General features: G+C 70.7%; 21 protein-coding genes and 1 pseudogene. 8 read left to right on the forward strand and 14 right to left on the reverse strand.

Annotation, left to right across the window (positions count from 1 at the left end):
• Positions 1-64 precede the first annotated feature (64 nt).
• The 3 genes from IL992_RS10855 (at position 65) to IL992_RS10865 (ending at position 2,462) form a co-directional block, all read left to right on the forward strand.
• Positions 65-460: a DUF6294 family protein gene (locus tag IL992_RS10855; RefSeq protein WP_193203204.1), complete on the forward strand. Its 396-nt coding sequence runs from the start codon at positions 65-67 to the stop codon at positions 458-460.
• Between the two features lie 325 nt (positions 461-785).
• On the forward strand, positions 786-1,676 hold the full coding sequence (locus tag IL992_RS10860) for a hypothetical protein (RefSeq protein WP_193203205.1): 891 nt from the start codon (positions 786-788) through the stop codon (positions 1,674-1,676).
• Positions 1,677-2,045: 369 nt separating this feature from the next.
• Positions 2,046-2,462 carry a VOC family protein gene (locus IL992_RS10865; RefSeq protein ID WP_193203206.1) on the forward strand — a complete coding sequence of 139 codons (417 nt, stop codon included), beginning with the start codon at positions 2,046-2,048 and terminating at the stop codon, positions 2,460-2,462.
• Here IL992_RS10865 and IL992_RS10870 read toward each other — a convergent pair.
• Both IL992_RS10870 and IL992_RS10875 read right to left on the reverse strand, forming a co-directional pair.
• The gene (locus IL992_RS10870; RefSeq protein ID WP_319018499.1) at positions 2,459-2,779 is read right to left on the reverse strand and encodes an acyl-CoA dehydrogenase family protein; all 321 of its coding nucleotides are present in this window, start codon (positions 2,777-2,779) and stop codon (positions 2,459-2,461) included. The two genes, IL992_RS10865 and IL992_RS10870, sit on opposite strands and share 4 nt — an antisense overlap.
• A 37-nt stretch (positions 2,780-2,816) precedes the next feature.
• Positions 2,817-3,057: pseudogene (locus IL992_RS10875) on the reverse strand (transposase); the annotation flags it as partial.
• A 64-nt stretch (positions 3,058-3,121) separates the two neighbouring features.
• Here IL992_RS10875 and IL992_RS10880 point away from each other — a divergent pair.
• Positions 3,122-3,481: a hypothetical protein gene (locus IL992_RS10880; RefSeq protein WP_193203207.1), complete on the forward strand. Its 360-nt coding sequence runs from the start codon at positions 3,122-3,124 to the stop codon at positions 3,479-3,481.
• Between the two features lie 50 nt (positions 3,482-3,531).
• On the opposite strand, the gene IL992_RS10885 is transcribed toward IL992_RS10880, so the two are convergent.
• The 6 genes from IL992_RS10885 to IL992_RS47560 form a co-directional block, all read right to left on the reverse strand.
• Complete coding sequence (locus IL992_RS10885) at positions 3,532-4,437, reverse strand: haloalkane dehalogenase (RefSeq protein ID WP_193203208.1); 906 nt, start codon at positions 4,435-4,437, stop codon at positions 3,532-3,534.
• Between the two features lie 23 nt (positions 4,438-4,460).
• Complete coding sequence (locus IL992_RS10890; RefSeq protein ID WP_319018473.1) at positions 4,461-4,895, reverse strand: HIT family protein; 435 nt, start codon at positions 4,893-4,895, stop codon at positions 4,461-4,463.
• The gene (locus IL992_RS10895) at positions 4,892-6,052 is read right to left on the reverse strand and encodes an acyl-CoA dehydrogenase family protein (RefSeq protein ID WP_193203209.1); all 1,161 of its coding nucleotides are present in this window, start codon (positions 6,050-6,052) and stop codon (positions 4,892-4,894) included. Before IL992_RS10895 ends, IL992_RS10890 begins: the two co-directional genes overlap by 4 nt.
• Positions 6,052-6,570 (reverse strand): MaoC family dehydratase, encoded by a 519-nt coding sequence (locus IL992_RS10900; protein WP_193203210.1) that lies wholly within the window; start codon positions 6,568-6,570, stop codon positions 6,052-6,054. Before IL992_RS10900 ends, IL992_RS10895 begins: the two co-directional genes overlap by 1 nt.
• A 183-nt stretch (positions 6,571-6,753) precedes the next feature.
• Positions 6,754-7,659 carry a phosphotriesterase family protein gene (locus IL992_RS10905; RefSeq protein ID WP_193203211.1) on the reverse strand — a complete coding sequence of 302 codons (906 nt, stop codon included), beginning with the start codon at positions 7,657-7,659 and terminating at the stop codon, positions 6,754-6,756.
• The gene (locus IL992_RS47560) at positions 7,656-7,784 is read right to left on the reverse strand and encodes a hypothetical protein (RefSeq protein ID WP_264294960.1); all 129 of its coding nucleotides are present in this window, start codon (positions 7,782-7,784) and stop codon (positions 7,656-7,658) included. Before IL992_RS47560 ends, IL992_RS10905 begins: the two co-directional genes overlap by 4 nt.
• 87 nt (positions 7,785-7,871) lie before the next feature.
• Here IL992_RS47560 and IL992_RS10910 point away from each other — a divergent pair, with 87 nt between their 5' ends.
• Positions 7,872-8,468, forward strand: a complete 597-nt coding sequence (locus tag IL992_RS10910) for a CGNR zinc finger domain-containing protein (protein ID WP_193203212.1) — start codon at positions 7,872-7,874, stop codon at positions 8,466-8,468.
• 80 nt (positions 8,469-8,548) lie between these two features.
• Here the strand turns inward: IL992_RS10910 and IL992_RS10915 are convergent, their stop codons facing one another.
• The 3 genes from IL992_RS10915 to IL992_RS10925 are packed head-to-tail and all read right to left on the reverse strand — an operon-like array spanning position 8,549 to position 10,835.
• Entirely contained in the window at positions 8,549-9,553 is a 1,005-nt protein-coding gene (locus tag IL992_RS10915; RefSeq protein ID WP_193203213.1) for a YihY/virulence factor BrkB family protein, read from the reverse strand.
• Complete coding sequence (locus IL992_RS10920) at positions 9,550-10,440, reverse strand: DUF3618 domain-containing protein (RefSeq protein WP_193203214.1); 891 nt, start codon at positions 10,438-10,440, stop codon at positions 9,550-9,552. Before IL992_RS10920 ends, IL992_RS10915 begins: the two co-directional genes overlap by 4 nt.
• Positions 10,437-10,835 carry a phage holin family protein gene (locus tag IL992_RS10925; RefSeq protein WP_193203215.1) on the reverse strand — a complete coding sequence of 133 codons (399 nt, stop codon included), beginning with the start codon at positions 10,833-10,835 and terminating at the stop codon, positions 10,437-10,439. The genes IL992_RS10920 and IL992_RS10925 overlap by 4 nt, the downstream gene beginning before the upstream one ends.
• 365 nt (positions 10,836-11,200) lie before the next feature.
• Here IL992_RS10925 and IL992_RS10930 point away from each other — a divergent pair, with 365 nt between their 5' ends.
• The 3 genes from IL992_RS10930 (at position 11,201) to IL992_RS10940 (ending at position 16,720) form a co-directional block, all read left to right on the forward strand.
• On the forward strand, positions 11,201-13,675 hold the full coding sequence (locus tag IL992_RS10930) for a glycoside hydrolase family 48 protein (RefSeq protein WP_193203216.1): 2,475 nt from the start codon (positions 11,201-11,203) through the stop codon (positions 13,673-13,675).
• A gap of 152 nt (positions 13,676-13,827) precedes the next feature.
• On the forward strand, positions 13,828-16,218 hold the full coding sequence (locus IL992_RS10935) for a glycoside hydrolase family 9 protein (RefSeq protein WP_193203217.1): 2,391 nt from the start codon (positions 13,828-13,830) through the stop codon (positions 16,216-16,218).
• Positions 16,219-16,318: 100 nt separating this feature from the next.
• Positions 16,319-16,720, forward strand: a complete 402-nt coding sequence (locus IL992_RS10940; protein WP_193203218.1) for a cellulose binding domain-containing protein — start codon at positions 16,319-16,321, stop codon at positions 16,718-16,720.
• A 141-nt stretch (positions 16,721-16,861) separates the two neighbouring features.
• On the opposite strand, the gene IL992_RS10945 is transcribed toward IL992_RS10940, so the two are convergent.
• The 3 genes from IL992_RS10945 to IL992_RS10955 form a co-directional block, all read right to left on the reverse strand.
• Positions 16,862-17,125: a hypothetical protein gene (locus IL992_RS10945; protein WP_079317574.1), complete on the reverse strand. Its 264-nt coding sequence runs from the start codon at positions 17,123-17,125 to the stop codon at positions 16,862-16,864.
• A 134-nt stretch (positions 17,126-17,259) separates the two neighbouring features.
• Positions 17,260-19,500, reverse strand: coding sequence for a bifunctional serine/threonine protein kinase/MFS transporter (locus tag IL992_RS10950; protein WP_193203219.1), 2,241 nt, complete (start codon positions 19,498-19,500; stop codon positions 17,260-17,262).
• A gap of 54 nt (positions 19,501-19,554) precedes the next feature.
• Positions 19,555-21,054, reverse strand: coding sequence for a sensor histidine kinase (locus tag IL992_RS10955; RefSeq protein WP_193203220.1), 1,500 nt, complete (start codon positions 21,052-21,054; stop codon positions 19,555-19,557).
• Positions 21,055-21,062: the final 8 nt, after the last annotated feature.

The raw sequence follows: 21,062 nt of genomic DNA on the forward strand, positions 1-21,062 counted from the left end.
CAGCTGCCAACGAAAGGAAGGCGCCGTGAAAAGCATCCGAAGGGTAGCAGGTGTAGCCGCGAGCATGGGTGCCCTCACCCTCGCGCTGGCGCTCCCCACCACCGGGACAGCCAACGCGTCCACCCCCGATCAGGTGACGTTCACCTGGAGGGGTTACCTCACCGCGGGCTCATGCACGATCGAACCCGGCGCCAAATGGACTCTGTACTCGGACGGCACGGCGCGCCTGGACGCCACGGTCTTCAGTCTTGACGACAACGACGCCTGGCTGATGTGGGCGCATCTGCTGGACGGGCGCAAGGCCGTGCTCGGCGACATACGGGTGTACCGAAGCAGCAGCACCAAATTCGTCAAGAACCTGCCCAACCATACGCGAAGCTACCGATGGATCGCCTGGGGCGAGTTCGACCCCTCCCTGTTCGACCTCGTCAAGCACATGTCACTGAGCAAGCACTGCTGAGGCCGGGGCGGATCCCATGATCCTTCCGGGGGCAACCCCGGAGGATCACACCCACGCGGCAGGGCTGGATCGTGCTTGCCGGCGGCGCTCACTCACAAAGGGCCCGGCCTGCGGATGGGACGCAAGAGTCAGCCACCGACCCCGGCGATCACGGGCTCGACCCGGACTCCGACACCAAGGAGAAGACCAAAAAAAACGCGCCGTCCTCGCAGTGGCCGCACTCGCGGCCGCCGGACTCCCCGTCTCCGTTCCGGACTCCTCCGCCGCCGCCGGGATCATGCCCGGCGACCACCTCATCGGGAACGACCACCTAATCAGGAGAGTCATGCGTACCCTCAAGAACGTCGCAGCCGTCCTGACCGTGACCGCCGCCGCCATCTCGGTGGCGGCGCCCGCACAGGCGACGCCTGCAGGCGCCACCCAGGCGCAGAATGCGCATGCGCAGACGGCACCGTCGATTGTCGCCTACCACGGACTCACCTCGGCCCAGCAGACCGAGCGGTTCAATACCCTGTCCGCACAGGGCTACCAGCCCATCACGGTCAGCATCTCAACCGACAGCTCGGGCCGCTCCCGCTACGCCGCGGTGTGGTCGACCTCTGGTGGCGCCATGGGCGCTGACCTCCCCTGGGCCATGTACCAGGACATGTCCTCAGCGGGCTACCAGACGCGCTTCGACCAGTACACCGCCCAGGGCTACCTGCCCGCCGTGGTCAGCGCCACCGGCTCCGGCGCAGGCGCCCGCTTCGCCGCCATCTTTGTAAAAAAGCCAGGCGTTCGGTACATCGCCAAGCACAACATCACCCCTAAAGAGCTGGACAGCACCACCGCAACCGCCCGCAAGGACGGCCTGTGGCTGACCTCGGTTGACGTGTACGGCACCGCTGATGCCCCTCGATATGTTGCGGTCTGGTCCTCCAAGCCCGGCGGCTTCGGATGGCATGTCAGCTACGCCCTGACCCAGGAAAAGCACAATGTCGAGTTCAAAGAGGCGACGGCGCTGGGCGCGTGGCGCCCCACCGTCATCACGGTGTGGCCCAACGCCCGCTACACCACCGTCTGGCGCGACGACGACAAGCCCGGCTCCTGGTACTCCTATGTCGGCATGACCGCCGCCGGCTACCAGAGCCGGTTCAACGAACTGAAGGCCAAGGGTTTCTACCCGTTCCAGATCAGCGTCGAAAACGGAATCTACGCCGCCATCTGGACCAAGTGACACCCGGTTCCGCCACGGCGCCTCTGCCAGAAGCAGTCACACAGCAGGGGCTCGGCTCTCAGCCGCCGCGTCCGGCAGCCGAGCCACCCCGGGCTCAGGGTCGCCCGCCAGCCGCAGCTCGGGGAATCGCCTCCGACACCATGCTCATCGGCTACGCGCGGGTCTCACCGCCGGTCAGAACCCCGATCATCAGATCGACACCCTTGATACGGCTCCGTGAACTCACCCTCGCGGCCTGATCGAATCAACCACTAGGGTCGCGGCTAGATGATCGCTTCCAAGGGTTAGTGGTCGTAGCGATCCCGGACTTGCCGGACGGGTGGCGCGGCCCCATAGGCTAAGTCCCCGTCCGCACTGTCTGGGGGAGTCATGACCAGTAGGTTCACCGAGTTGGTTGTCGACTGCCACGATCCGGAGCGACTCGCGGCCTTCTGGTGCGCGGTCCTGGACTTCAAGGTGATCGACCGGAGCGAGGGCAAGGTCGAGATCGGCTCCTGGGAGCCGACCGTCGAGGAGGTCCGGGCCCGCCAGATGCCGCCCACTCTGGTGTTCATCCGGGTGCCTGAGGGCAAGACCGTGAAGAACCGGCTCCACCTCGACGTCAGCCCGATCGACGGCAGTACCGACGACGAGGTGGCCAGGCTGCTCGGCCTCGGCGCCGCCAAGGTGGACGTGGGGCAGGGCTCCGGCCGGAGCTGGGTGGTCATGGCCGATCCCGAGGGCAACGAGTTCGATGTCCTGCGCACGCTGGCACCGTCCAAGTACATGATCGGTCCGGAGGGTTAGTGGTCGTAGGCGGTCAGTGAGCGCAGGACGGGCTGTCCGCTCTGGTCGTTGTGCCACTCCATCGTCGCCCTGAGCGCCACCTCCGAGGCGAAGTACTTCGCCATCGCGGCCTCGCTGCGCACCGGCCCCGCCTCCGACCGCACGGCGGCCCAGTAGGTCATGAGCCTGGCCGCCTGGATCTCGGTCGCCATGTCGGCCAGCTTGAGCTGGATCGCCTGGAAGCCGGCGATGGGCTGCCCGAACGCGCGCCGTTCGCGGGCGTACCCCAGGGCCGCGTCGTAGGCGCACTGGGCGACGCCGACGGCCCGGGCGGCGATCGATCATCTAGATGCAAACGCTCGTCGTGTCGTAGACGAAGTACCAGTACACGGCCTGCCAGGGCGGGGAGTCGAACGGCAACTGACGCCAGGCGCACCCGGTACGCACCACGTACAGGATCGCATCGACGATGTCCCGGCGCGGATGCTTCTCCGGCCTCCCGCCGGGTGTTGGGTGCGGGAAGCAGCGGCTCGACCAGAGCCCATTGGGCGTCGGTCAGGTCGGAGGGATAGCGGCGCTCACGTGGCACCCAACCATGATCGCGATCCGAAGGCAGTTACGGCGGTGAGATGCGCAGACCGTTATCGACCCTTCTCAAACACGCTCTTAGGCTCATTTTCGTGAAGACGGACCATCCCGCCGCACGTGTCATCACCGCCGTCGCAATCCTGATCATGGATCTCGTCCTGTTGATGGCCGCGGGGCACACCATCGGCCGGGCACGCGACCGCGGTGTGCTGTGCGACGGCGGCGCGGTGTTCTGCTCGGGCGGGGACCCTACTTTCGCGCAGTGGCAGGCGGAGATGGATTTCCGCTCCACCGTCGCGTACGGCTCCTACACCGTCGTGGCCGCGATCCTGGCCGCCAGTCTGGTCGTCGCCCGGCGGCGTGGACGCAACGGCATCGTGGTCATACAGGTCCCGGCCCTCGCGGTCGTGGCGGTGCTCGCGGCCCTGTGGGAGCCGTACAGGCAGGTGTGACAGCGCTTCGCGCGGCGAAGACCCCCCGGCGGCGCCGGCGATCCCGGGGCCTACCGGGCGGGCGTCTTGCGGACGAACGCGGCGACGGCCTCGCCCAGCTCGCGGCCCGCGTCCTCCTGCAGGAAGTGGCCGGCGCCGGCGATGACGGGGTGGTCGAGTCCGGCCGCGCCGCGCATGGACTTCTTCAGGATCGGCGCCATCCCGCCGGTGATGGGGTCGCGGTCGGAGAACGCGACGAGGAACGGCAGGTCGAGGGTGACGAGGGTCTGCCAGGCGGCGCGGTTGGCGGGAGCGGCCGGGTCGTCGGGGGTGATCGGCACCAGGCCCGGCATCGCCCGCGGCCCCGCCTTGAGCTCCTCTGAGGGGAACGGCGCGTCGTAGGCCCGCCGTACGGGCTCGGGCAGGCCGGTGACGCAGCCCGACTGGATGAACCGGGCGATGTCGAGCGCGGGCGCCTTCTCGACGGCCTCCCGGAAGCGGTGCCACACCTCGGGCATCGGGATGTCGCCGGTCGGCAGGCCGGTGTTGGCGGCGACGACCCGGGCGAAGCGGTCCGGGTGCTCGGCCACGAGCCGCAGCCCGATCAGCCCGCCCCAGTCCTGGCCGACCAGCGTCACGCCGCGCAGGTCGAGCGCGTCGAAGGCGAGCGACCGCGTCCACTCCACGTGCCGGGCGTACGTGTGGTCCTCCGGGCGGGACGGTTTGTCCGACCGGCCGAAGCCCACCAGGTCGGGGGCGACGGCCCGGCAGCCCGCCTCGGCCAGCACGGCCATCACGTGCCGGTAGAGGAACGACCAGCTCGGCTCCCCGTGCAGCAGCAGCACCGGCGGGCCGTCCGCCGGGCCCGCCTCGACGTACGCCATGCGGGCCCCGCCGGTCACCTCGGCGTAGCGGGGCTCGTAGGGGAAGTCGGGCAGGTCGGCGAAGCGCTCGTCGGGGGTGCGGAGGAAGTCCATGGCTTGGCCTTTACGTCGTAGATTCACGGGCGGGGAGACTCGCCCAGCACGGCGCGGATGCGGGCGGCGTAGTCCTCGATCTCGGCGTCCCCGTCGTACGTGACGCGGGGCCAGAAGAAGCCGCGCAGGCCGTCCTTGCGGTTGCGCGGCACGACGTGGACGTGCAGGTGGGGCACGCTCTGACTGATGCGGTTGTTCATCGCGACGAACGTGCCGGCCGCGCCGGTGCCCGCCTCGACCGCCCGCGCGACGGCCTGGACCCGGGCGAAGAACGGTCCGACCTCCTCCGCCGGAAGGTCCGGCAGGGTCTCGACGTGGCCGCGCGGCACGACGAGCACGTGCCCCTTGAACACCGGCCGGGTGTCGAGGAAGGCCGCCGCCACCTCGTCGTCGAGGACCACGTGGGCGGGCCGCTCCCCCGCCGCGATCTCGCAGAACACGCAGCCGCCCACGGTCACCAGCCGAGCGTGGCGTCGCCCTCGACGAGGGTCTTGGCGATGATCAGCCGCTGCACGTCGTTGGTGCCCTCCCCGATCGCCATGAGCGGCGCGTCCCGATAGAGACGCTCGACCACGAACTCCTGGGAGTAGCCGTACCCGCCGTGGATCCGCATCGCCTCCATCGTCGCCCTGAGCGCCACCTCCGAGGCGAAGTACTTCGCCATCGCGGCCTCGCTGCGCACCGGCCCCGCCTCCGACCGCACGGCGGCCCAGTAGGTCATGAGCCTGGCCGCCTGGATCTCGGTCGCCATGTCGGCCAGCTTGAGCTGGATCGCCTGGAAGCCGGCGATGGGCTGCCCGAACGCGCGCCGTTCGCGGGCGTACCCCAGGGCCGCGTCGTAGGCGCACTGGGCGACGCCGACGGCCCGGGCGGCGATGTTGAGGCGGCCGAGTTCGAGCGCCGACAGCACCTGCTGCATGCCGCGCCCCTCCGTGCCGCCGAGCAGCCGCGACGCCGGCACGCGCACACCGTCGAGGACGACCTCGCACGTCTCGGTGCCCTTGTAGCCCAGCTTGGGCAGGTCGCGGCTGACGGTCAGGCCCTCGCTGCCGGCGTCCACCAGCAGCACCGACATCCCGCGGTGGGCGGGTGTCTCGATCGAGGTCTTCACCAGGACGGGCAGCGGGTCGGCGTGCCGCGCGTTGGTGATCCACGTCTTGGCCCCGGTGACGACGTAGTGGTCGCCGTCGCGGACCGCCCGGGTGGCGATGCCCTGCAGATCGGTCCCCGCGCCCGGCTCCGTCAGCGCGATCCCGGTACGGCGGGCGCCGGTGGCCAGGTCGGGTAGATAGTGGCGGCGCTGCTCCTCGGTGCCGTATCTGGCGATCATCCAGGTGGACAGGGAGTGGGAGCCAAGGATGCCCGCCACGCCCATCCAGCCCCGGGCGATCTCCTCGAAGACGAGGGCGAACGACACCCGGTCGAGGTCGAGCCCGCCGTACTCCTCCGGGACGGTGATGCCGAACAGTCCCAGTTGCGCGAACCGCCGGACGATCTCCTCCGGGTAGCGCCCGCTGCGCTCCCACTCGGAGGCGACGGGGACGATCTCCTTGTCCACGAACTCCCGCAGCGTCTGCCGGAACAGCCGCTGCTCCTCGTTCAGTTCGAAGTCCACTACGCCTCCATCGGGCCGGTCTTGGCACGCGGGAAATACCCCTTGTCGTGCGGCGCGTCGCGCTTGTAGACCATCACCGCGCGCCGCCACGACATCACCTCGTCCCCGTCCTGGTTCAGGCCACGGGTGCGGCAGGTGACGATGCCGGCGTACGGCCGGGACCTCGACTCGCGCTTGTCCACCACGATCGACTCGGCGTACAGCGTGTCGCCCACGAAGACCGGGTGGGTCAGCCTGATCTCGTCCCAGCCGAGGTTCATCATGGCCGTCTGGCTGACGTCGACGACCGACAGCCCGAGCACGATCGCCACCGAGAGCCCCGAGTTCACGATGATCTTCCCGACCGGAGCCCGAGCGGCGAAATGCGCGTTGAAATGGTTCTGGTTGGTGTTCATCGTCAGCAGCGTGAACCAGGTGTTGTCGGCCTCGCTGATCGTCCGGCCGAGCGGGTGCTGGTAGACGTCGCCGACCACGAAGTCCTCGTAGTAGCGCCCGATGCGGGCTTCATGGACCGTCACACCAGAATACTATTCTGGATCAGCTCCCGGCGGGATGAGCCCGCCGGGCACCGTCACGCGTGTCCCACGGTCGGGTTTCGGCAAAGCGGCAGCGTTCGGATTTTGTCGGGCTGCCACCGACCGGCCCCGCCCTCTCTTCCGGTCGAGAAGGCGGGGCCATGGGTCGACCGAGCCTTCCCGGGGTCACGGCCGCCGCCAGTGGACCGCGAACGCCCGGGCCGGATTCTCGACGAAGATCGCCGATGCGAGGCCGGGGCCGAGCTCCCGCTCGATCCGCGGGCGCAGGCCGCCGAGCAGGAACGGCATGCCCGGGCCGTCTGCGCCGGACCGGGCCGCCGCGGTGACCGTGTCACCGCCGAGCAGGATCTGGCGGGAGTGTCCCGCGCCGGCGAGCGCCTCGATGCAGTCCAGCAGGCGCCAATCGCCGCCGTGGTGCGCCCGAGAAGGACCGTCGAACGCCAGGAAGGCGCCGGCCTCGGCGGCCTCCCGGTGGATGCGCGTGTCCGGGAAGCGGTGCAGGTGCCCGAGGATCACGCGGTGCGGAGGGACCCCGTGCGTACGGCACAGCAGGTCGAGCACGTCCATGGCCGCGGTTCCGGCCTCCAGGTGGACGCCGATGGGCGCGTCGGTGGCCTGGTGCGCCTCAGCGGCGGCGGTCATGACGTGCCGCGCGTGGTCGTCGAGCCGATGATAGGCGCCGGCGACCTTGATCAGGCCGGCTCTCACCGGAGCGGCGGTGAGCTCGCGGACGAACAGGCCGGCCAGCCCGCCGTGGACGCGCCGCAACTCGTCCCGGTCGTAGTGCCCGGCCTGGTGCAGCCCGGTGGCGGAGACGATGTGCACGCCGGACCGCCGGGACAGGCCCGGCAGTTCTCCCGCCCGCGCCCCCAAGCCCCAGGGGGTCCACTGCACCACCGCACGCCCGCCGAGAGCGGCGAAGGCGTCGAGCTCGGCGAGCGCGGCCCCGGCGTCGTCCAGCTCCTGCCCCGGCAGGGCGGGCGAGGCGAGGAACAGGTGATCGTGGGCGTCGCAGACCCCCAGGTCCTCGGGCGATATGTCTCCGAGCACGGTCCGGATGGCCGCCGTCACCGTCCGGACTCCCGCTCCGCGTCGCCGAGCGCCTCGTCCTGCAGGAGGCCGAGCAGCCGGTATCCCTCCTCGCGGTCCAGCCGGGTCCGTGTCAGCCGCTCCCGCGACTCCTGCCTCGTCGTCACGTCCCACTCCTCCTCGCCGATGTAACGCTTCGGGCGTTACGAGGAGGACTGTAGTGGATGTAACGGCTGAAGCGTTACCCTGATTTCGTGACCAGAGACGACAAGCTCGCCTTCCGCTTCGACTGCGGCGCCGTCTGGTTGAACCTGCTCGCCACCAAAGGCCGCACGTTCAGCGTGGCGCCGGTGGAACGGCTGGCCACTCCCGCCCGCTTGGCGGAGTGGCTGGAGCGGTGCGAGCTGTCCCCCGCCCGGCCACCCGGCCAGGACGACCTGCACCGCACGTGGGCGCTGCGGGAGGCACTGCGTACGCTCGCGCTGGCCACCGTCGAGGAGCGGCCGCCACCGGCGGACGCCGTGGCCCACCTGGCCGCCTTCCTCGGCGAGCACGACGATCCAATCCGGCTGAGCGCGGACGACCGGCTGCGGCGCGAGCCCCCGGCGACCACGGCGCACGCCCTGGCCCGGATCGCCCGCCAGGCGGTGGACCAGATGACCGGCTCCGACCGGCTGGCCCTGAAGAGCTGCCCCGAGCCCGACTGCAGGGGCGTCTTCATCGACCCCCCGGGGCGCCGGCGCTGGTGCCCGTCCCCCGCGTGCGCGAGCCGGGGCAGGGTCCGCGCGCTCCGCGCCCGCCGCACCGCCGCCCCGCCCGGCGCGGACGAGGGCCGGACGCGGGCGCCGTAGCCATGAGAAAGGCCCGGCACCGGGCCGGGCCTTTCCTCACGACGCCTCTCGGTCGGGGCGAGACTTCGATGTCATGGGCCTTAAGGAGCGTCGGCTTCCTGGCGCGCTTCGCGCCGTGTCCCGGGAGCCTCGCTCAGCCCTTCCTCGGGCTCGGGGTCCTTCGGGGGATCACGGGGGTCGACGTACGGCTCCGCGGGGGACTCGCCTTCGGCGATCCTCCGGCCGCGCTGGAGCTCGGCGTCGAGCTCCGCGCCGCTGAGGATGACGAGGTTCGACAGCCACAGCCAGATGAGGAAGACGACCACGGCCGCGAGCGTGCCGTACGTCTTGTTGTAGGAGCCGAACCGGGCGACGTACAGCCCGAAGCCGGCGGACACCACGACCCAGGCCACGACGGCGAACAGGCTGCCGGGGCTGAGCCAGCGCACGCCGGGCTGGCGGACGTTGGGCGCGGCGTAGTAGAGCAGAGTGATCATGCCCGCCGCGAGCAGCACGAGGACCGGCCACTTCACGATGCCCCAGACCGTCACCGCGGCGGGCCCGAGGCCGAGCAGGTTCCCCGCGATCTCGGCGAGGCGGCCGGTGAAGGTGACGGCGAGCACGGAGGCCGCCATCAGGATCACCAGCAGGAGCGTCAGCCCCACCCGCAGCGGGGTCACCTTCCAGAACGGACGGCCCTCGCGAATGTCGAAGATCGCGTTGGTCGCCCGGATGAACGCCCCCATGTAACCGGAGGCCGCCCACAGCGCGAGCAGCAGACCCGTGACGGCGAACACCCCGGCGGTGCCCTGGTGCTCCTGGACGTTGGCGAGGCCGGTCTGCAGCATCTGCTGGACCGGCCCCGGCGTCAGCGACTTGATGTTCCCGAGCAGCGGGTCGGTGGCGCTCTGCCCCAGCAGACCGAGTATCGACACCAGCACGATGAGCCCGGGGAAGATCGAGAGGACGGCGTAGTACGTCAGCGAGGCCGCCCAGTCAGGGACGTTGTCCTCCTTGAACTCCTTGGCCGTGCGCTTGACGACTCCGATCCAGTCGCGGCGCGACAGCCTCTCAAGCGGCCCCTGCTCGTCCTCGGGGTCGGTCATCGGTGGGCGAACCTCCGCATGAGCGTGCGACGTGCCTGCGGGAACATCCGGCGACCGCCGAACATGCCGGACCGGCCGAACATGCCACGCATGCTCGTCCCGCCGAACATGCTCTTGCGGCCGAGCATGCTCATGCCGCGCGTTCTCCTCCCGCCGAACGCACCCTTGCCGCCGAACGCACCCTTGCCGCCGAGCGGGCCCATGCCGCCGAACCTGCTCTTGGCGCCGAACATCCGGGCTCCGCCACGCGGCATGCCGATCTTGCCGGAGGTGCCGAACATTCCCCTGCCCATGCGGGCGCTGCCGAGGCCGCGGATCCCCCGCATGCCCGCCTTGCCAGAGATGCCCGGCTTCTGGAGCATCCCGGACATGCCGGGCCTCGCCGTGCGGCCCTGGCTCCGGGTGATCCGGCGGAGCAGCAGCAGCGCGGTGCCCGCGGCTCCGGCGGCGGCGATCAGGGCGGGACGGCGCTTCGCCTGCTCGCCGACCTTGCCGACGGCTCCGCGCAGCGGCTCCGGCGTGGCCTCGCGCACGCGGCCGGTGACACCGGCCACCCTGGCCCGCGCGGCCGCGGTGGTCGCGTGCACGCGTTCCTGCGCCCGCCCCTTCACGTCGGCCTTGGCGGCCAGGGCCTCGATCGTGTCGCCGAGGTGGTCGCGGGTCCGCTCGATCTCCTGGCGGACCTCGGCGATCTCGTCGTGCCCCTTCTCCTCGTGTTCCCGTCCGGTCTCGGTGTCCCGGGCCGCGGCGACGGGCTCGGGACCGGGCCTCGACTGCCGTACGGCGTTCAGCGACTCCGGCTCGGTGACCGGCTCGGACACGTCCTGTCTGTGCACCCCCACGGTCCCGGCGTTCGGCCGGGCCGCTCCGGGGTCGGTCTCGGTCATCTGCGCGCACTCTCCTTCATGACGTCGATGTCTGCTTTGAGGCTGCGCATCGCCTCGTCGGGAGTGGGCGGCGCCGCCCGGGACACCTGCTCCTTGCCCACCAGGGCGATCAGCCCGGCGAGCGCCAGCAGCGCGGCACCTATGATCAGGGCGCTGGCCCAGGCCGGCAGCACCAGCGCGAGCGCCAGGATCGCCGTGGCCACGAGGGCTCCTCCGCCGTAGAACGCGATCAGACCCGCGGCGCCGAGCAGGCCCGCGCCCATGCCCGCGCGTTTGCCCTTGCGAGTCATTTCCAGCCGCGCCAGCCGCAGTTCGTCGCGGATCAGCCGGGAAACGTCCTCGGACAGCCGGCGGACGAGTTCGCCCGTGGACAGCGACTCCTTCTGGATGGTCATGGCCTGCCTCCCTTCCAGGGTTGGGAAGCGCCTACCCGCAGCCGAGAGCCCTAACCACGGGCCTCGGCGGGGTGAACGGCCAGGCTGTTACAGATGAAAGTTTCAGTTATGAATTAGCGCCACATCCGCCAGAGGCGGGCAAAAGGCCAGTAAGGGGCCCCGGCTCACCGCCCGAGGGGGCCGCCGCGTGAGGCGCCGGCAACCCGTCATTGACATACCGGGGGCCCAATCCACAATCCTGAGGTGGGAGCGCTCCCATCGTATCGATTCAGATCCACCCTTGCCCGCATCGGCCACGAAATCCGCTACCTGGCATTTCTTCACCCGATGCTCCCACCCCAACCCACTTTGGAGACCCTCCACAAATGCGAACGAGAGCTCTGAGTACGGGAGCGCTCCCACGATCGCGGAGACGCCTCGCCCTGCTGGCGGCCACCGCCGTGTCCGGCGGCCTCCTCGTCGGGCTGGCGCAGACCCCCGCGTCCGCCGCCGTGGCCTGCGACGTCCAGTACGCGCTTAACTCCTGGGGTTCCGGATCGGGCGGTTTCACGGCCAGCCTGGACATCAAGAACCTGGGCGACTCAATCAGCAACTGGACCCTCAAGTTCGACTTCCCCAACGGGCAGAAGCTGTCGAACGGCTGGTCGGCGAACTGGAGCCAGAGCGGCGCCACCGTCACGGCCACGAACATGTCGTGGAACGGGAACCTCGGCACCGGCGCCACGACCAACATCGGGTTCCAGGGAACGTGGTCGGGCAGCAACAACAAGCCCGCCTCGTTCTCCATCAACGGCGTGACCTGTGGGGCGACCGTCAGCCCGTCCCCAAGCCCCTCGGTCAGCCCGTCCGCGTCGCCATCCGCGTCGCCGTCGGCCTCCCCGTCGGCGTCCCCCTCCGCCTCGCCTTCGGCGTCGCCCTCCGCGTCGCCGTCGACGAGCCCCTCGCCGGGGAACAACCAGTACATCAACAACTTCATGACGATGTACAACAAGATCCACGACCCGGCCAACGGGTACTTCTCGCCCCAGGGCGTGCCGTACCACTCGGTCGAGACGCTGCTCGTGGAGGCTCCCGACCAGGGCCACGAGACGACGTCCGAGGCGTTCAGCTACTACCTGTGGCTGGAGGCGATGTACGGCAAGATCACCGGTGACTGGTCGAAGTTCAACACCGCGTGGACGACGATGGAGAAGTACATCATCCCGTCGCACGCCGACCAGCCCACCAACGACAAGTACGACGCCAGCAAGCCGGCGACGTACGCGGGTGAGTGGAACGACATCAGCCAGTACCCGTCGAGGCTCGACAACAGCGTCAGCGTCGGCAGCGACCCGATCGCGGGCGAGCTGAAGTCCGCCTACGGCACCTCCGACATCTACGGCATGCACTGGCTGCTGGACGTCGACAACGTCTACGGCTACGGGCGCTGCGGCGACGGCACCACCAAGCCGGCGTACATCAACACCTACCAGCGCGGGCCCGAGGAGTCGGTCTTCGAGACCATCCCGCAGCCGTCGTGCGACACCTTCAAGTTCGGCGGCCCGAACGGGTACCTCGACCTGTTCACCGGCGACAGCAGCTACGCCAAGCAGTGGAAGTACACCAACGCGCCGGACGCCGACGCCCGCGCCGTCCAGGCCGCCTACTGGGCGCTGACCTGGGCGACCGAGCAGGGCAAGCAGTCGCAGATCTCCACCGCGGTGGCCAACGCCGCGAAGATGGGCGACTACCTGCGCTACGCGATGTACGACAAGTACTTCAAGCAGCCGAACTGCACCAGCACCTCCTGCCCGGCGGGCACCGGCAAGAACGCGTCGAACTACCTGCTGTCCTGGTACTACGCCTGGGGCGGCGCGACCGACACGTCGGCCGGCTGGGCCTGGCGCATCGGCTCCAGCCACAACCACTCGGGCTACCAGAACCCGATGGCGGCCTGGGCGCTGTCGAACGTCAGCGCGCTGAAGCCCAAGGGCTCGACCGCGGTCACCGACTGGTCGACCAGCCTCACCCGCCAGCTGCAGTTCTACAAGTGGCTGCAGTCGGCCGAGGGCGGCATCGCCGGTGGCGCGACCAACAGCTGGGAGGGCCACTACGCCGCCCCGCCGTCGAGCCTGCCGAAGTTCTTCGGCATGGCCTACGACTGGCAGCCGGTCTACCACGACCCGCCGTCCAACCAGTGGTTCGGCTTCCAGGCCTGGTCGATGGAGCGCGTGGCGGAGTACTACTACGCCACGGGCAACGCCGATGCCAAGAGCATCCTCGACAAGTGGGTCGCCTGGGCGCTGTCCGGCACCACGATCAACTCCAACGGCACATTCCAGATCCCGTCGACGCTGCGGTGGACCGGCCAGCCGGACGCCAGCTTCAGCGGCTCGGGGATGCCGCCGGCCAACACCGGTCTGCACGTGACCATCCAGGACTACACCGACGACATCGGCGTGGCCGGTTCGTACGCCAAGACGCTGATGTTCTACGCGGCCAAGTCGGGCAACGCCCAGGCCAAGAGCACGGCCAAGGCGCTGCTCGACGGCATCTGGAAGAACAACCAGGACGCCAAGGGCGTGTCGGTCAACGAGACCAAGGCCGACTACAACCGCCTCGACGACCCGATCTACGTGCCCTCCGGCTGGAGCGGCAAGATGCCGAACGGCGACCCGATCAACAGCAACTCGACCTTCATCTCCATCCGGTCCTGGTACAAGAACGACCCGGACTGGCCGAAGGTCCAGTCGTACCTGAACGGCGGATCGGCGCCGGTCTTCCGCTATCACCGCTTCTGGGCGCAGACCGACGTGGCCACCGCGCTCGGACAGTACGGCCTGCTCTTCCCCAACGGCTGAGCACGCCCCGTAAGCCGGGGTGCGGTGTCGCCTGACCCTTCCCCGCCCCCCATGGACTGGGCCCCGGGGCACACGCCCGATTAAGCCGGGGCGGGGCGGCGCCTGCCCCGCCGCCGCGCCCCCGACCCCCCACCTATGTGAGGCACATCTCCATGCGGCGTACGTTCCCGGCACTGGCGGCGCTGATCATCTCCACCGCGGTCGTCCCTGCGGCGGTCCCCACCACGGCTTCCGCGGCCCCGGCGTTCAACTACGGCGAGGCGTTGCAGAAGTCGCTCTTCTTCTACGAGGCCCAGCAGTCCGGCAAGCTGCCGTCCACCAACCGCGTCACCTGGCGCGGCGACTCGGCGCTCAACGACGGCAAGGACGTGGGCGTGGACCTGACCGGCGGCTGGTACGACGCCGGCGACCACGTCAAGTTCGGCCTGCCGATGGCGTTCAGCGCGACGATGCTCGCGTGGGGCGCGGTGGACTACCGGGACGCCTACGCCTCGTCCGGGCAGCTCACCTACCTGCTCAACAGCCTGCGCTTCGTCAACGACTACTTCGTCAAGGCGCACCCCTCCCCCAACGTCCTGTACGGCCAGGTCGGCAGCGGCAACGCCGACCACGCCTGGTGGGGGGCGGCCGAGGTGCTGCCGATGAGCAGACCCTCGTACAAGATCGACTCCTCGTGCGGCGGATCCGACCTGGCCGGTGAGACGGCGGCCGCGATGGCGGCCTCCTCGATCGTCTTCCGGCCCACCGACCCGTCGTACGCCGACAAGCTCCTCACCCACGCCAAGCAGCTGTACACGTTCGCCGACACCGTGCGGGGCAAGTACAGCGACTGCATCACCGACGCGGCCAACTTCTACAAGTCCTGGAGCGGCTACAACGACGAGCTGGTGTGGGGCGCCATCTGGCTCTACCGCGCCACCCAGGACTCCTCCTACCTCGCCAAGGCCGAGTCGTACTACGCCAACCTCGGCACCGAGCCGCAGTCGACCACCAAGTCGTACAAGTGGACGATCGCCTGGGACGACAAGTCGTACGGCTCCTACGCGCTGCTGGCCAGGCTGACCGGAAAGCAGCAGTACGCCGACGACGCGAACCGGTGGCTCGACTGGTGGACGGTCGGCGTGAACGGGCAGAGGGTGAACTACTCCCCCGGCGGCCAGGCCGTGCTCGACTCGTGGGGCTCGCTCCGCTATGCCGCCAACACCGCGTTCGTCGCGCTCTACTACAGCGACGGGCTGACCGACGCCACCCGCAAGGCCCGCTACCACGACTTCGCCGTGCGGCAGATCAACTACGCGCTCGGCGACAACCCGCGCAAGTCGTCGTACGAGATCGGTTTCGGGACCAACCCGCCGCGCAACCCCCACCATAGGACCGCGCACGGCACCTGGACCAACAACCTGAACGGCGAGCCGGAGCAGAGCCGGCACATCCTGTACGGCGCGCTGGTCGGCGGCCCCAAGTCAGCCGACGACGCCTACACCGACAGCCGTGCCGACTACACGATGAACGAGGTCGCCACCGACTACAACGCCGGCTTCACCAGCGCGCTGGTGCGGCTGTACAAGGAGTACGGCGGTACGCCGCTGGCGAACTTCCCGGTCGCGGAGACCCCCGACGGCCCGGAGATCTACCTTCAGGCGGCGCTCAACGCCACCGGCCAGAACTTCACCGAGATCAAGACGCTGGTCTACAACCACTCGGCCTGGCCCGCCCGTGCGCTGACCGACGGTTCGTTCCGCTACTACTTCACCCTCGACGGCGACACCACGCCGAGCCAGATCACGCTGACGGCCAACTACAACCAGTGCAAGCCGCCGACCGGCCCGACGCAGTTCTCCGGCAAGGTCTACTACGTCACGATCGACTGCTCCGGCCAGGTCATCGCGCCGCAGGGGCAGTCGGAGTCGCGGCGTGAGGTGCAGTTCCGCATCGCCAGCTCCGGTTCGTGGGACCCGTCGAACGACTGGTCGTACACCGGGGTGTCCACCACGCCGTCCACGCCGGTGACGGTGCAGAACATGACGCTGTACTCGGGATCGACCAAGATCTGGGGCAACGCGCCCGGGACCGAGCCGTCCCCGTCGCCCAGCCCCTCGGTCTCGCCGTCCCCGTCTCCCTCGGCCAGCCCCTCCGTCTCGCCGTCCCCGTCGCCGACGCCGACGTGCCCGCCGGCGAACAGCGGCAGCCCGTGTGACCCGCCGTTGTCGCCGTCTCCGTCGCCCAGCCCGACGGTGTACGGCAAGGCCTGCACCGCCACGTACAAGGTCACCAACTCGTGGCAGGGCGGCTTCCAGGCGGACGTCACCGTACGCAACTCCGGCACCTCTGCCGTCTCCGGCTGGACGGTGGCCTGGTCGTTCCCGAACGGCCAGACCGTCTCCCAGCTGTGGAGCGGCACCGTCAGCCAGAGCGGGTCGAACGTCACGGTGAAGAACCTGTCCTGGAACGGCAGCCTGAGCCCCGGCGCCACCACGAGCTTCGGCTTCACCGGCACCGGCTCGGGCACCGCTCCCTCCACCGTCACCTGCACCCCCGCGTAGCCCGCGCTCCCGGGCTCGCCCGAGTCGCCCGCCTTCCCCAGACGGACCCCTCTCTGGGGAAGGCGGGCATCCACGTCAGTGCCGAGAAAGGGTGAGATCGATGATCAGACGGACGATCGCCACGGCAGCCCTGGTCCTGGCGGCCGCGGGACTCACGGCCGCCCCGGCGGCCGCGGACTCGATCGGCTGCGAAGCGAGCTACACGATCACCAGCGTATGGCCCGGCACCCGGGACGCCGCCGTGCTCGGGCAGGTCACCGTGACCAACACCGGGTCGTCCGCGATCAAGGGCTGGCGTGTGTCGTGGCGCTTCACCGACGGCAGCGTCATCACGCAGGTGTGGGGGGCCGTGCCTCTCCCGGTGATCGGCGTCGTGGGCATGTACGCGTTCGGCAACGAGAGCTACAACGGCGACCTGCCGATCGGCGGCTCGACCGTCTTCGGCTTCACCGCCCGCCTGGGCGGCGGCAAGGCCCCCGACGTGACCTGCACGCCCGTCTGACCGGCACGCCCGTCTGACCGGCGGGACCGCGACAGGCGCGACCAGACACGGACGATCCCCCGGGACACACTCCCGGGGGATCGTCGTCTTCCGTTATACGAACTGGACGCGACCGTACATGTCACGCCGTGACTTACCGGATCACCAGGCCTCCGGAGGCAGGTTCACGTCGCCGACACGGTCGTAGATGACGGTCTCGTCCGCCAGCCTGACGACCACAACGCGGCGGGCGAGTCCCGCTCTCTCCAGCGCCTTCGCCGACTCCACGGCGTTCTTCGCGTAGTGGTAACGGTCACGGCTACCGGTGAACGGGCTCTCCCTGTCGCACCTGACCTCGTAGCGGTCATCCGGCCATGGGTGGGTAAGCCCGTCAGCAGTGCGGCGCTCGGTAGCAGTCGCGGTCATTGCACACCTCTCTTGTCGCGGAGGGACCTCCGCTCAGAAAGACCCCCCTGCCCCCCCAACGACTAAGTATTCCTCATATGCAACATTTGTTTCACAGCACCCCCTCGACAGCACCCTCTCGAATGGGGTCGAGGTCAGGAGCCCGTCCGGCGCTGCTTGCCCGCGGGCAGGAACAGGGCGGGGACCACGGTGACCGCGACGACCGCCAGAATCACCCAGAACGCCGTGGGGAATCCCGAGCCCAGGTTCGCGACGCCGGGGACGGTGGACCACCCCAGCACCACCGCGATCAGCGCCGTCCCCGCCGCGCCGCCGGCCTGCGCACCCATCGCGTCGGCCGTCGACGCCGCCGGAACCCGCGTCTCGGGCAGTGAGTGGTAGAGGCCCGTCATCAGAGGCGTGCCGACGAACGCGAGCCCGACGCCGCGGACGAACAATGCCGCGACCAGCAGCGGCGCCGAGTTCACGACCGCCGGGGCGAGCGCGAGAGGAAGCGTGCCCGCCGCGACCAGGGCGAGGCCGACGAGAACCGGCAGGCGCGAGGTGCGCGAGACGTCGGCGAGCCGCCCGGCCGGGAGCACCGCGACGATCGTGCCCACCCCCTGCGCGGCGAACAACCACCCGGCCTGCAGCGGCGACAGGCCGCCGACGGTCTGGAGGTACAGCGGCACCAGGAACACCGCGGCGAAGAGCGCGACGTGGTGGAGCAGCGACGCGGAGGCCGAGGCGGCGAACGCACGGTCGCGGAACAGGCGCGGGTCCACCACCCGGGGCCCGGCGGATCGGGCCGCCCACCCCGCGAGCGCCGCCCGGTCGGGGGCGAAGGGAAGGAGCACGGCCGACAGAATGCTCGTCAGCAGCAGCAGGGGGATGGTGAGGAAGAAGATCCACCGCCACGACAACACGTCGACGACCGCTCCCGCGACGACCGGCCCGGCGATGGGCGCCGCCTGTACGGCTACCGCCATCAGGGCCACCGCCCGGCCGCGCCGCTCGCGGCCGGCGACCTCGAGGACGAGGATGCGGGTCAGCGGGAAGACCATCCCGGCGCCGAGTCCCTGAAACACGCGGAAGGCGACGAGGGCGCCGAACGACCAGGCCAGCCCGCACAGGGCCGAGCCGACCAGCGACAGGACGAGTGCGGTGATCCACACCGCCGCCGCCCCGAACCGCTGGGCCAGCCGCCCCGTCACTGGGATGGCCACCGTCGCGGCCAGCAGGTAGGCGGTGATCGCCCACTGCGCGTCCGCGTACGACGCGCCGAATTCCATGGAGAGTGTGGGCACGGCCGTCCCCATCATGGTGCCGTCCAGAAGCACCATGAACCCGCCCAGCGCCGGCACCGCCGCGACGATCAGCGGCGGGGCGTCGAGCACCCGGGACGCGGGCCGTGCGCCGGCGGCGGCCGGGGGCGCGGAGGACAGCGGCAGCGTGCGCGGCGGGGCGTCGGAGGGCCGCGACCCGTCGTACGGCGGCGGAGCGGCGCCGGGACCGGGGCGAGCGGCGGGATGGGCGGCTGCGCGGGCGCCTTCCGCGAGCAGGGTGTCGGCGGGGTGGCCGGCGCCGAGGAGGCTCAGCAGGATCTGCCGGGCGGTGGGGCGGCGGGCGGGGTCCTTGGCCAGGCAGGCGGTGAGGATCTCCCGCAGCGGCCCGGTCAGGGCGCCGGCCGAAGGCCCGAGGTCGGGGTCGGCGTGCAGGATGCGGTTCATGACCGCGGGGATGGAGTCCTGCCCGAAGGGAGTGGTCCCGGTGGCGGCGTGGGCGATCGTGCAGGCCCAGGCGAAGACGTCGGCGGCGGGTCCGACCGCCTGCCCGGCGATCTGCTCCGGGGCCATGTAGGCGGGGGTGCCCACGACCGCGCTGGACATGGTGCCAGTGGCGTCAAGCGCCCGCGCGATCCCGAAGTCGATCACCCGGGGCCCGTCAGGGCCCATGATCACGTTGCCCGGCTTGAAATCCCGGTGCACCACACCGGCCTCGTGGATCGCCGCCAGCGCGGTCACCGTCGCGATCGCCAGCCGCTCCAGCGCGCCGCCCGTCACGGGCCCGCCCGAAGCGATCACCTCGCCCAGCGACGGCCCCGCCACGAACTCCGACACGATGTAGGGACGATCCCCTGCCACGTCGGCGTCCAGCACCCGCGCCGTGCAGAACACCGCCACCCTGCGCGCGTGGTCGAGCTCGGCCGCGAACCGCGCCCGCGCCCGGTCGTCCCCGGCGAACCGCGCGTGCAGCAGTTTCACCGCCACCGGCTCGCCGCCCGGGGCCAGGCCCTGGTACACGGTCCCCTGGCCGCCCTCGCCGAGCAGGCCGACCAGCCGGTAGAGGCCCACCTGCCGCGGATCGTCGGCACGAAGCGCCCGTAACCCCGCCATGTCCCCTCCCGTATCGGACGTGACATTACCGGAACCGATCACCACCGGTCAGGATCAATCGAGAAGCGCCTTGTCCCACGCCACAGGGCCGGCGGGCAGCACGACGCGGAACGCCGTACGGCCGGGACGGCTCTCGACGTCGACGGTGCCGCCGTGCGCGGCCACCACCGCCTTGACGATCGCGAGCCCCAGGCCGCTGCCGCCCGAGGCCCGGGTGCGGGCCCTGTCGGCGCGGACGAACCGCTCGAAGATCTCGCCCTGCAGGTCCTCGGGGATGCCGGGGCCGTCGTCGGTCACGGTCAGCTCCGCCTTGTCCGGGCCGGGCACGCGCAAGGCCACGGTCACCGTGGTGCCGGGCGGGGTGTGCGCGCGGGCGTTGCCCAGCAGGTTGGCCACCACCTGATGGAGCCGGTCGGGGTCCCCCGGCACGGTGACCGGCTCCTCGGGCAGGTCGAGCCTCCAGCGGTGGTCGGGCCCGTAGGCGCGGGCGTCGCCGGTGGCGTCGATGGCCAGGCGGGTCAGGTCGACCTCCTCGCGCGCCAGCGGGCGGCCGGCGTCGAGCCGGGTCAGCAGCAGCAGGTCGTCCACGAGCGTGCCCATGCGGGCCGACTCGGCGTCGATGCGTTCCAGGGCGTGCCGTACGGCGCCGGGGACGGCCTCCTCGTCGCGCCGGGCGAGCTGGACGTGGGCGCGGACGGTGGCGAGCGGGGTGCGCAGTTCATGGCTGGCGTCGGCGGCGAAGGTGCGCATCCGCTGCTCGCTGGCGTGACGGTGGACAAGGGCCCGACCCACGTGGCCGAGCATGCGGTTGAACGCCTCCCCCACCTGGCCGATCTCGGTGCGGGGGTCCTCGTCGGGCACCCCCTCCGGCAGCGCCACCTCGCCGTCGGCGAGCGGCAGGCGGGCCACGCGCCGGGCCGTGGCCGCGACCCGGTCCAGCGGGCGCAGCGACAGCCTCACCCAGACGGCCCCGGCGATCCCGGTCACGAGCACGACGACGGCGAACACCCCGATCTCGGCGATCTGCAGGCGCTGCACGGTGGTGCGCACGTCGTCCAGCGGCAGGCCGGTGACGAGAAGATCCCCGTCGGGATCGCGGAGGCCCATCACCCGGTAGTCGCCGAGGCCGCCGGAGGACAGCTCCACCGTGTGCCCGAGCCCGTCGGGCGGGACGGCCGACAACGCCTTCTGGTCCGCCGCCGACAGGACCGGGTCGGCCCGCCCCACCACCGCGGCGCCCACCTCTCCGTCCCGGACGAACGCGCCCAGCGTGCCGGTCGCCTGCCCGCGCGAGTCCCCGCGCTCGCCGTACGGATTGCGCGGATACCCGTGCTCGTGCTCCTCGTGGACCAGGCTCGCCGCGAACCGCCCGGCCGTCACGGACAGCTGCTGGTCCAGACGTTCGACCATGAACCGTTCGAGCAGGAGGGACGAGGCCGCTCCGGCCGCGGCACAGGCGAGCACGAGCAGCACCAGCGTGCCCACCACCAGGCGGGCCCGCAGCGTCGTCGGCGCCAGGCGTAGGAGGCGGCGCCGGAGCGGCCGGCCTGTCACGGTGGCCC

The sequence above is a fragment of the Microbispora sitophila genome (assembly GCF_014892245.1).
GTDB classification, from domain to species: domain Bacteria; phylum Actinomycetota; class Actinomycetes; order Streptosporangiales; family Streptosporangiaceae; genus Microbispora; species Microbispora siamensis.

Coding starts and splice junctions, on each gene's coding strand:
- IL992_RS10855 (WP_193203204.1), top strand. CDS start 65: ATGGGTGCCCTCACCCTCGCGCTGGCGCTCCCCACCACCGGGACAGCC.
- IL992_RS10860 (WP_193203205.1), top strand. CDS start 786: ATGCGTACCCTCAAGAACGTCGCAGCCGTCCTGACCGTGACCGCCGCC.
- IL992_RS10865 (WP_193203206.1), top strand. CDS start 2,046: ATGACCAGTAGGTTCACCGAGTTGGTTGTCGACTGCCACGATCCGGAG.
- IL992_RS10885 (WP_193203208.1), bottom strand. CDS start 4,437: ATGGACTTCCTCCGCACCCCCGACGAGCGCTTCGCCGACCTGCCCGAC.
- IL992_RS10915 (WP_193203213.1), bottom strand. CDS start 9,553: ATGACCGACCCCGAGGACGAGCAGGGGCCGCTTGAGAGGCTGTCGCGC.
- IL992_RS10920 (WP_193203214.1), bottom strand. CDS start 10,440: ATGACCGAGACCGACCCCGGAGCGGCCCGGCCGAACGCCGGGACCGTG.
- IL992_RS10925 (WP_193203215.1), bottom strand. CDS start 10,835: ATGACCATCCAGAAGGAGTCGCTGTCCACGGGCGAACTCGTCCGCCGG.
- IL992_RS10930 (WP_193203216.1), top strand. CDS start 11,201: ATGCGAACGAGAGCTCTGAGTACGGGAGCGCTCCCACGATCGCGGAGA.
- IL992_RS10935 (WP_193203217.1), top strand. CDS start 13,828: ATGCGGCGTACGTTCCCGGCACTGGCGGCGCTGATCATCTCCACCGCG.
- IL992_RS10940 (WP_193203218.1), top strand. CDS start 16,319: ATGATCAGACGGACGATCGCCACGGCAGCCCTGGTCCTGGCGGCCGCG.
- IL992_RS10945 (WP_079317574.1), bottom strand. CDS start 17,125: ATGACCGCGACTGCTACCGAGCGCCGCACTGCTGACGGGCTTACCCAC.
- IL992_RS10950 (WP_193203219.1), bottom strand. CDS start 19,500: ATGGCGGGGTTACGGGCGCTTCGTGCCGACGATCCGCGGCAGGTGGGC.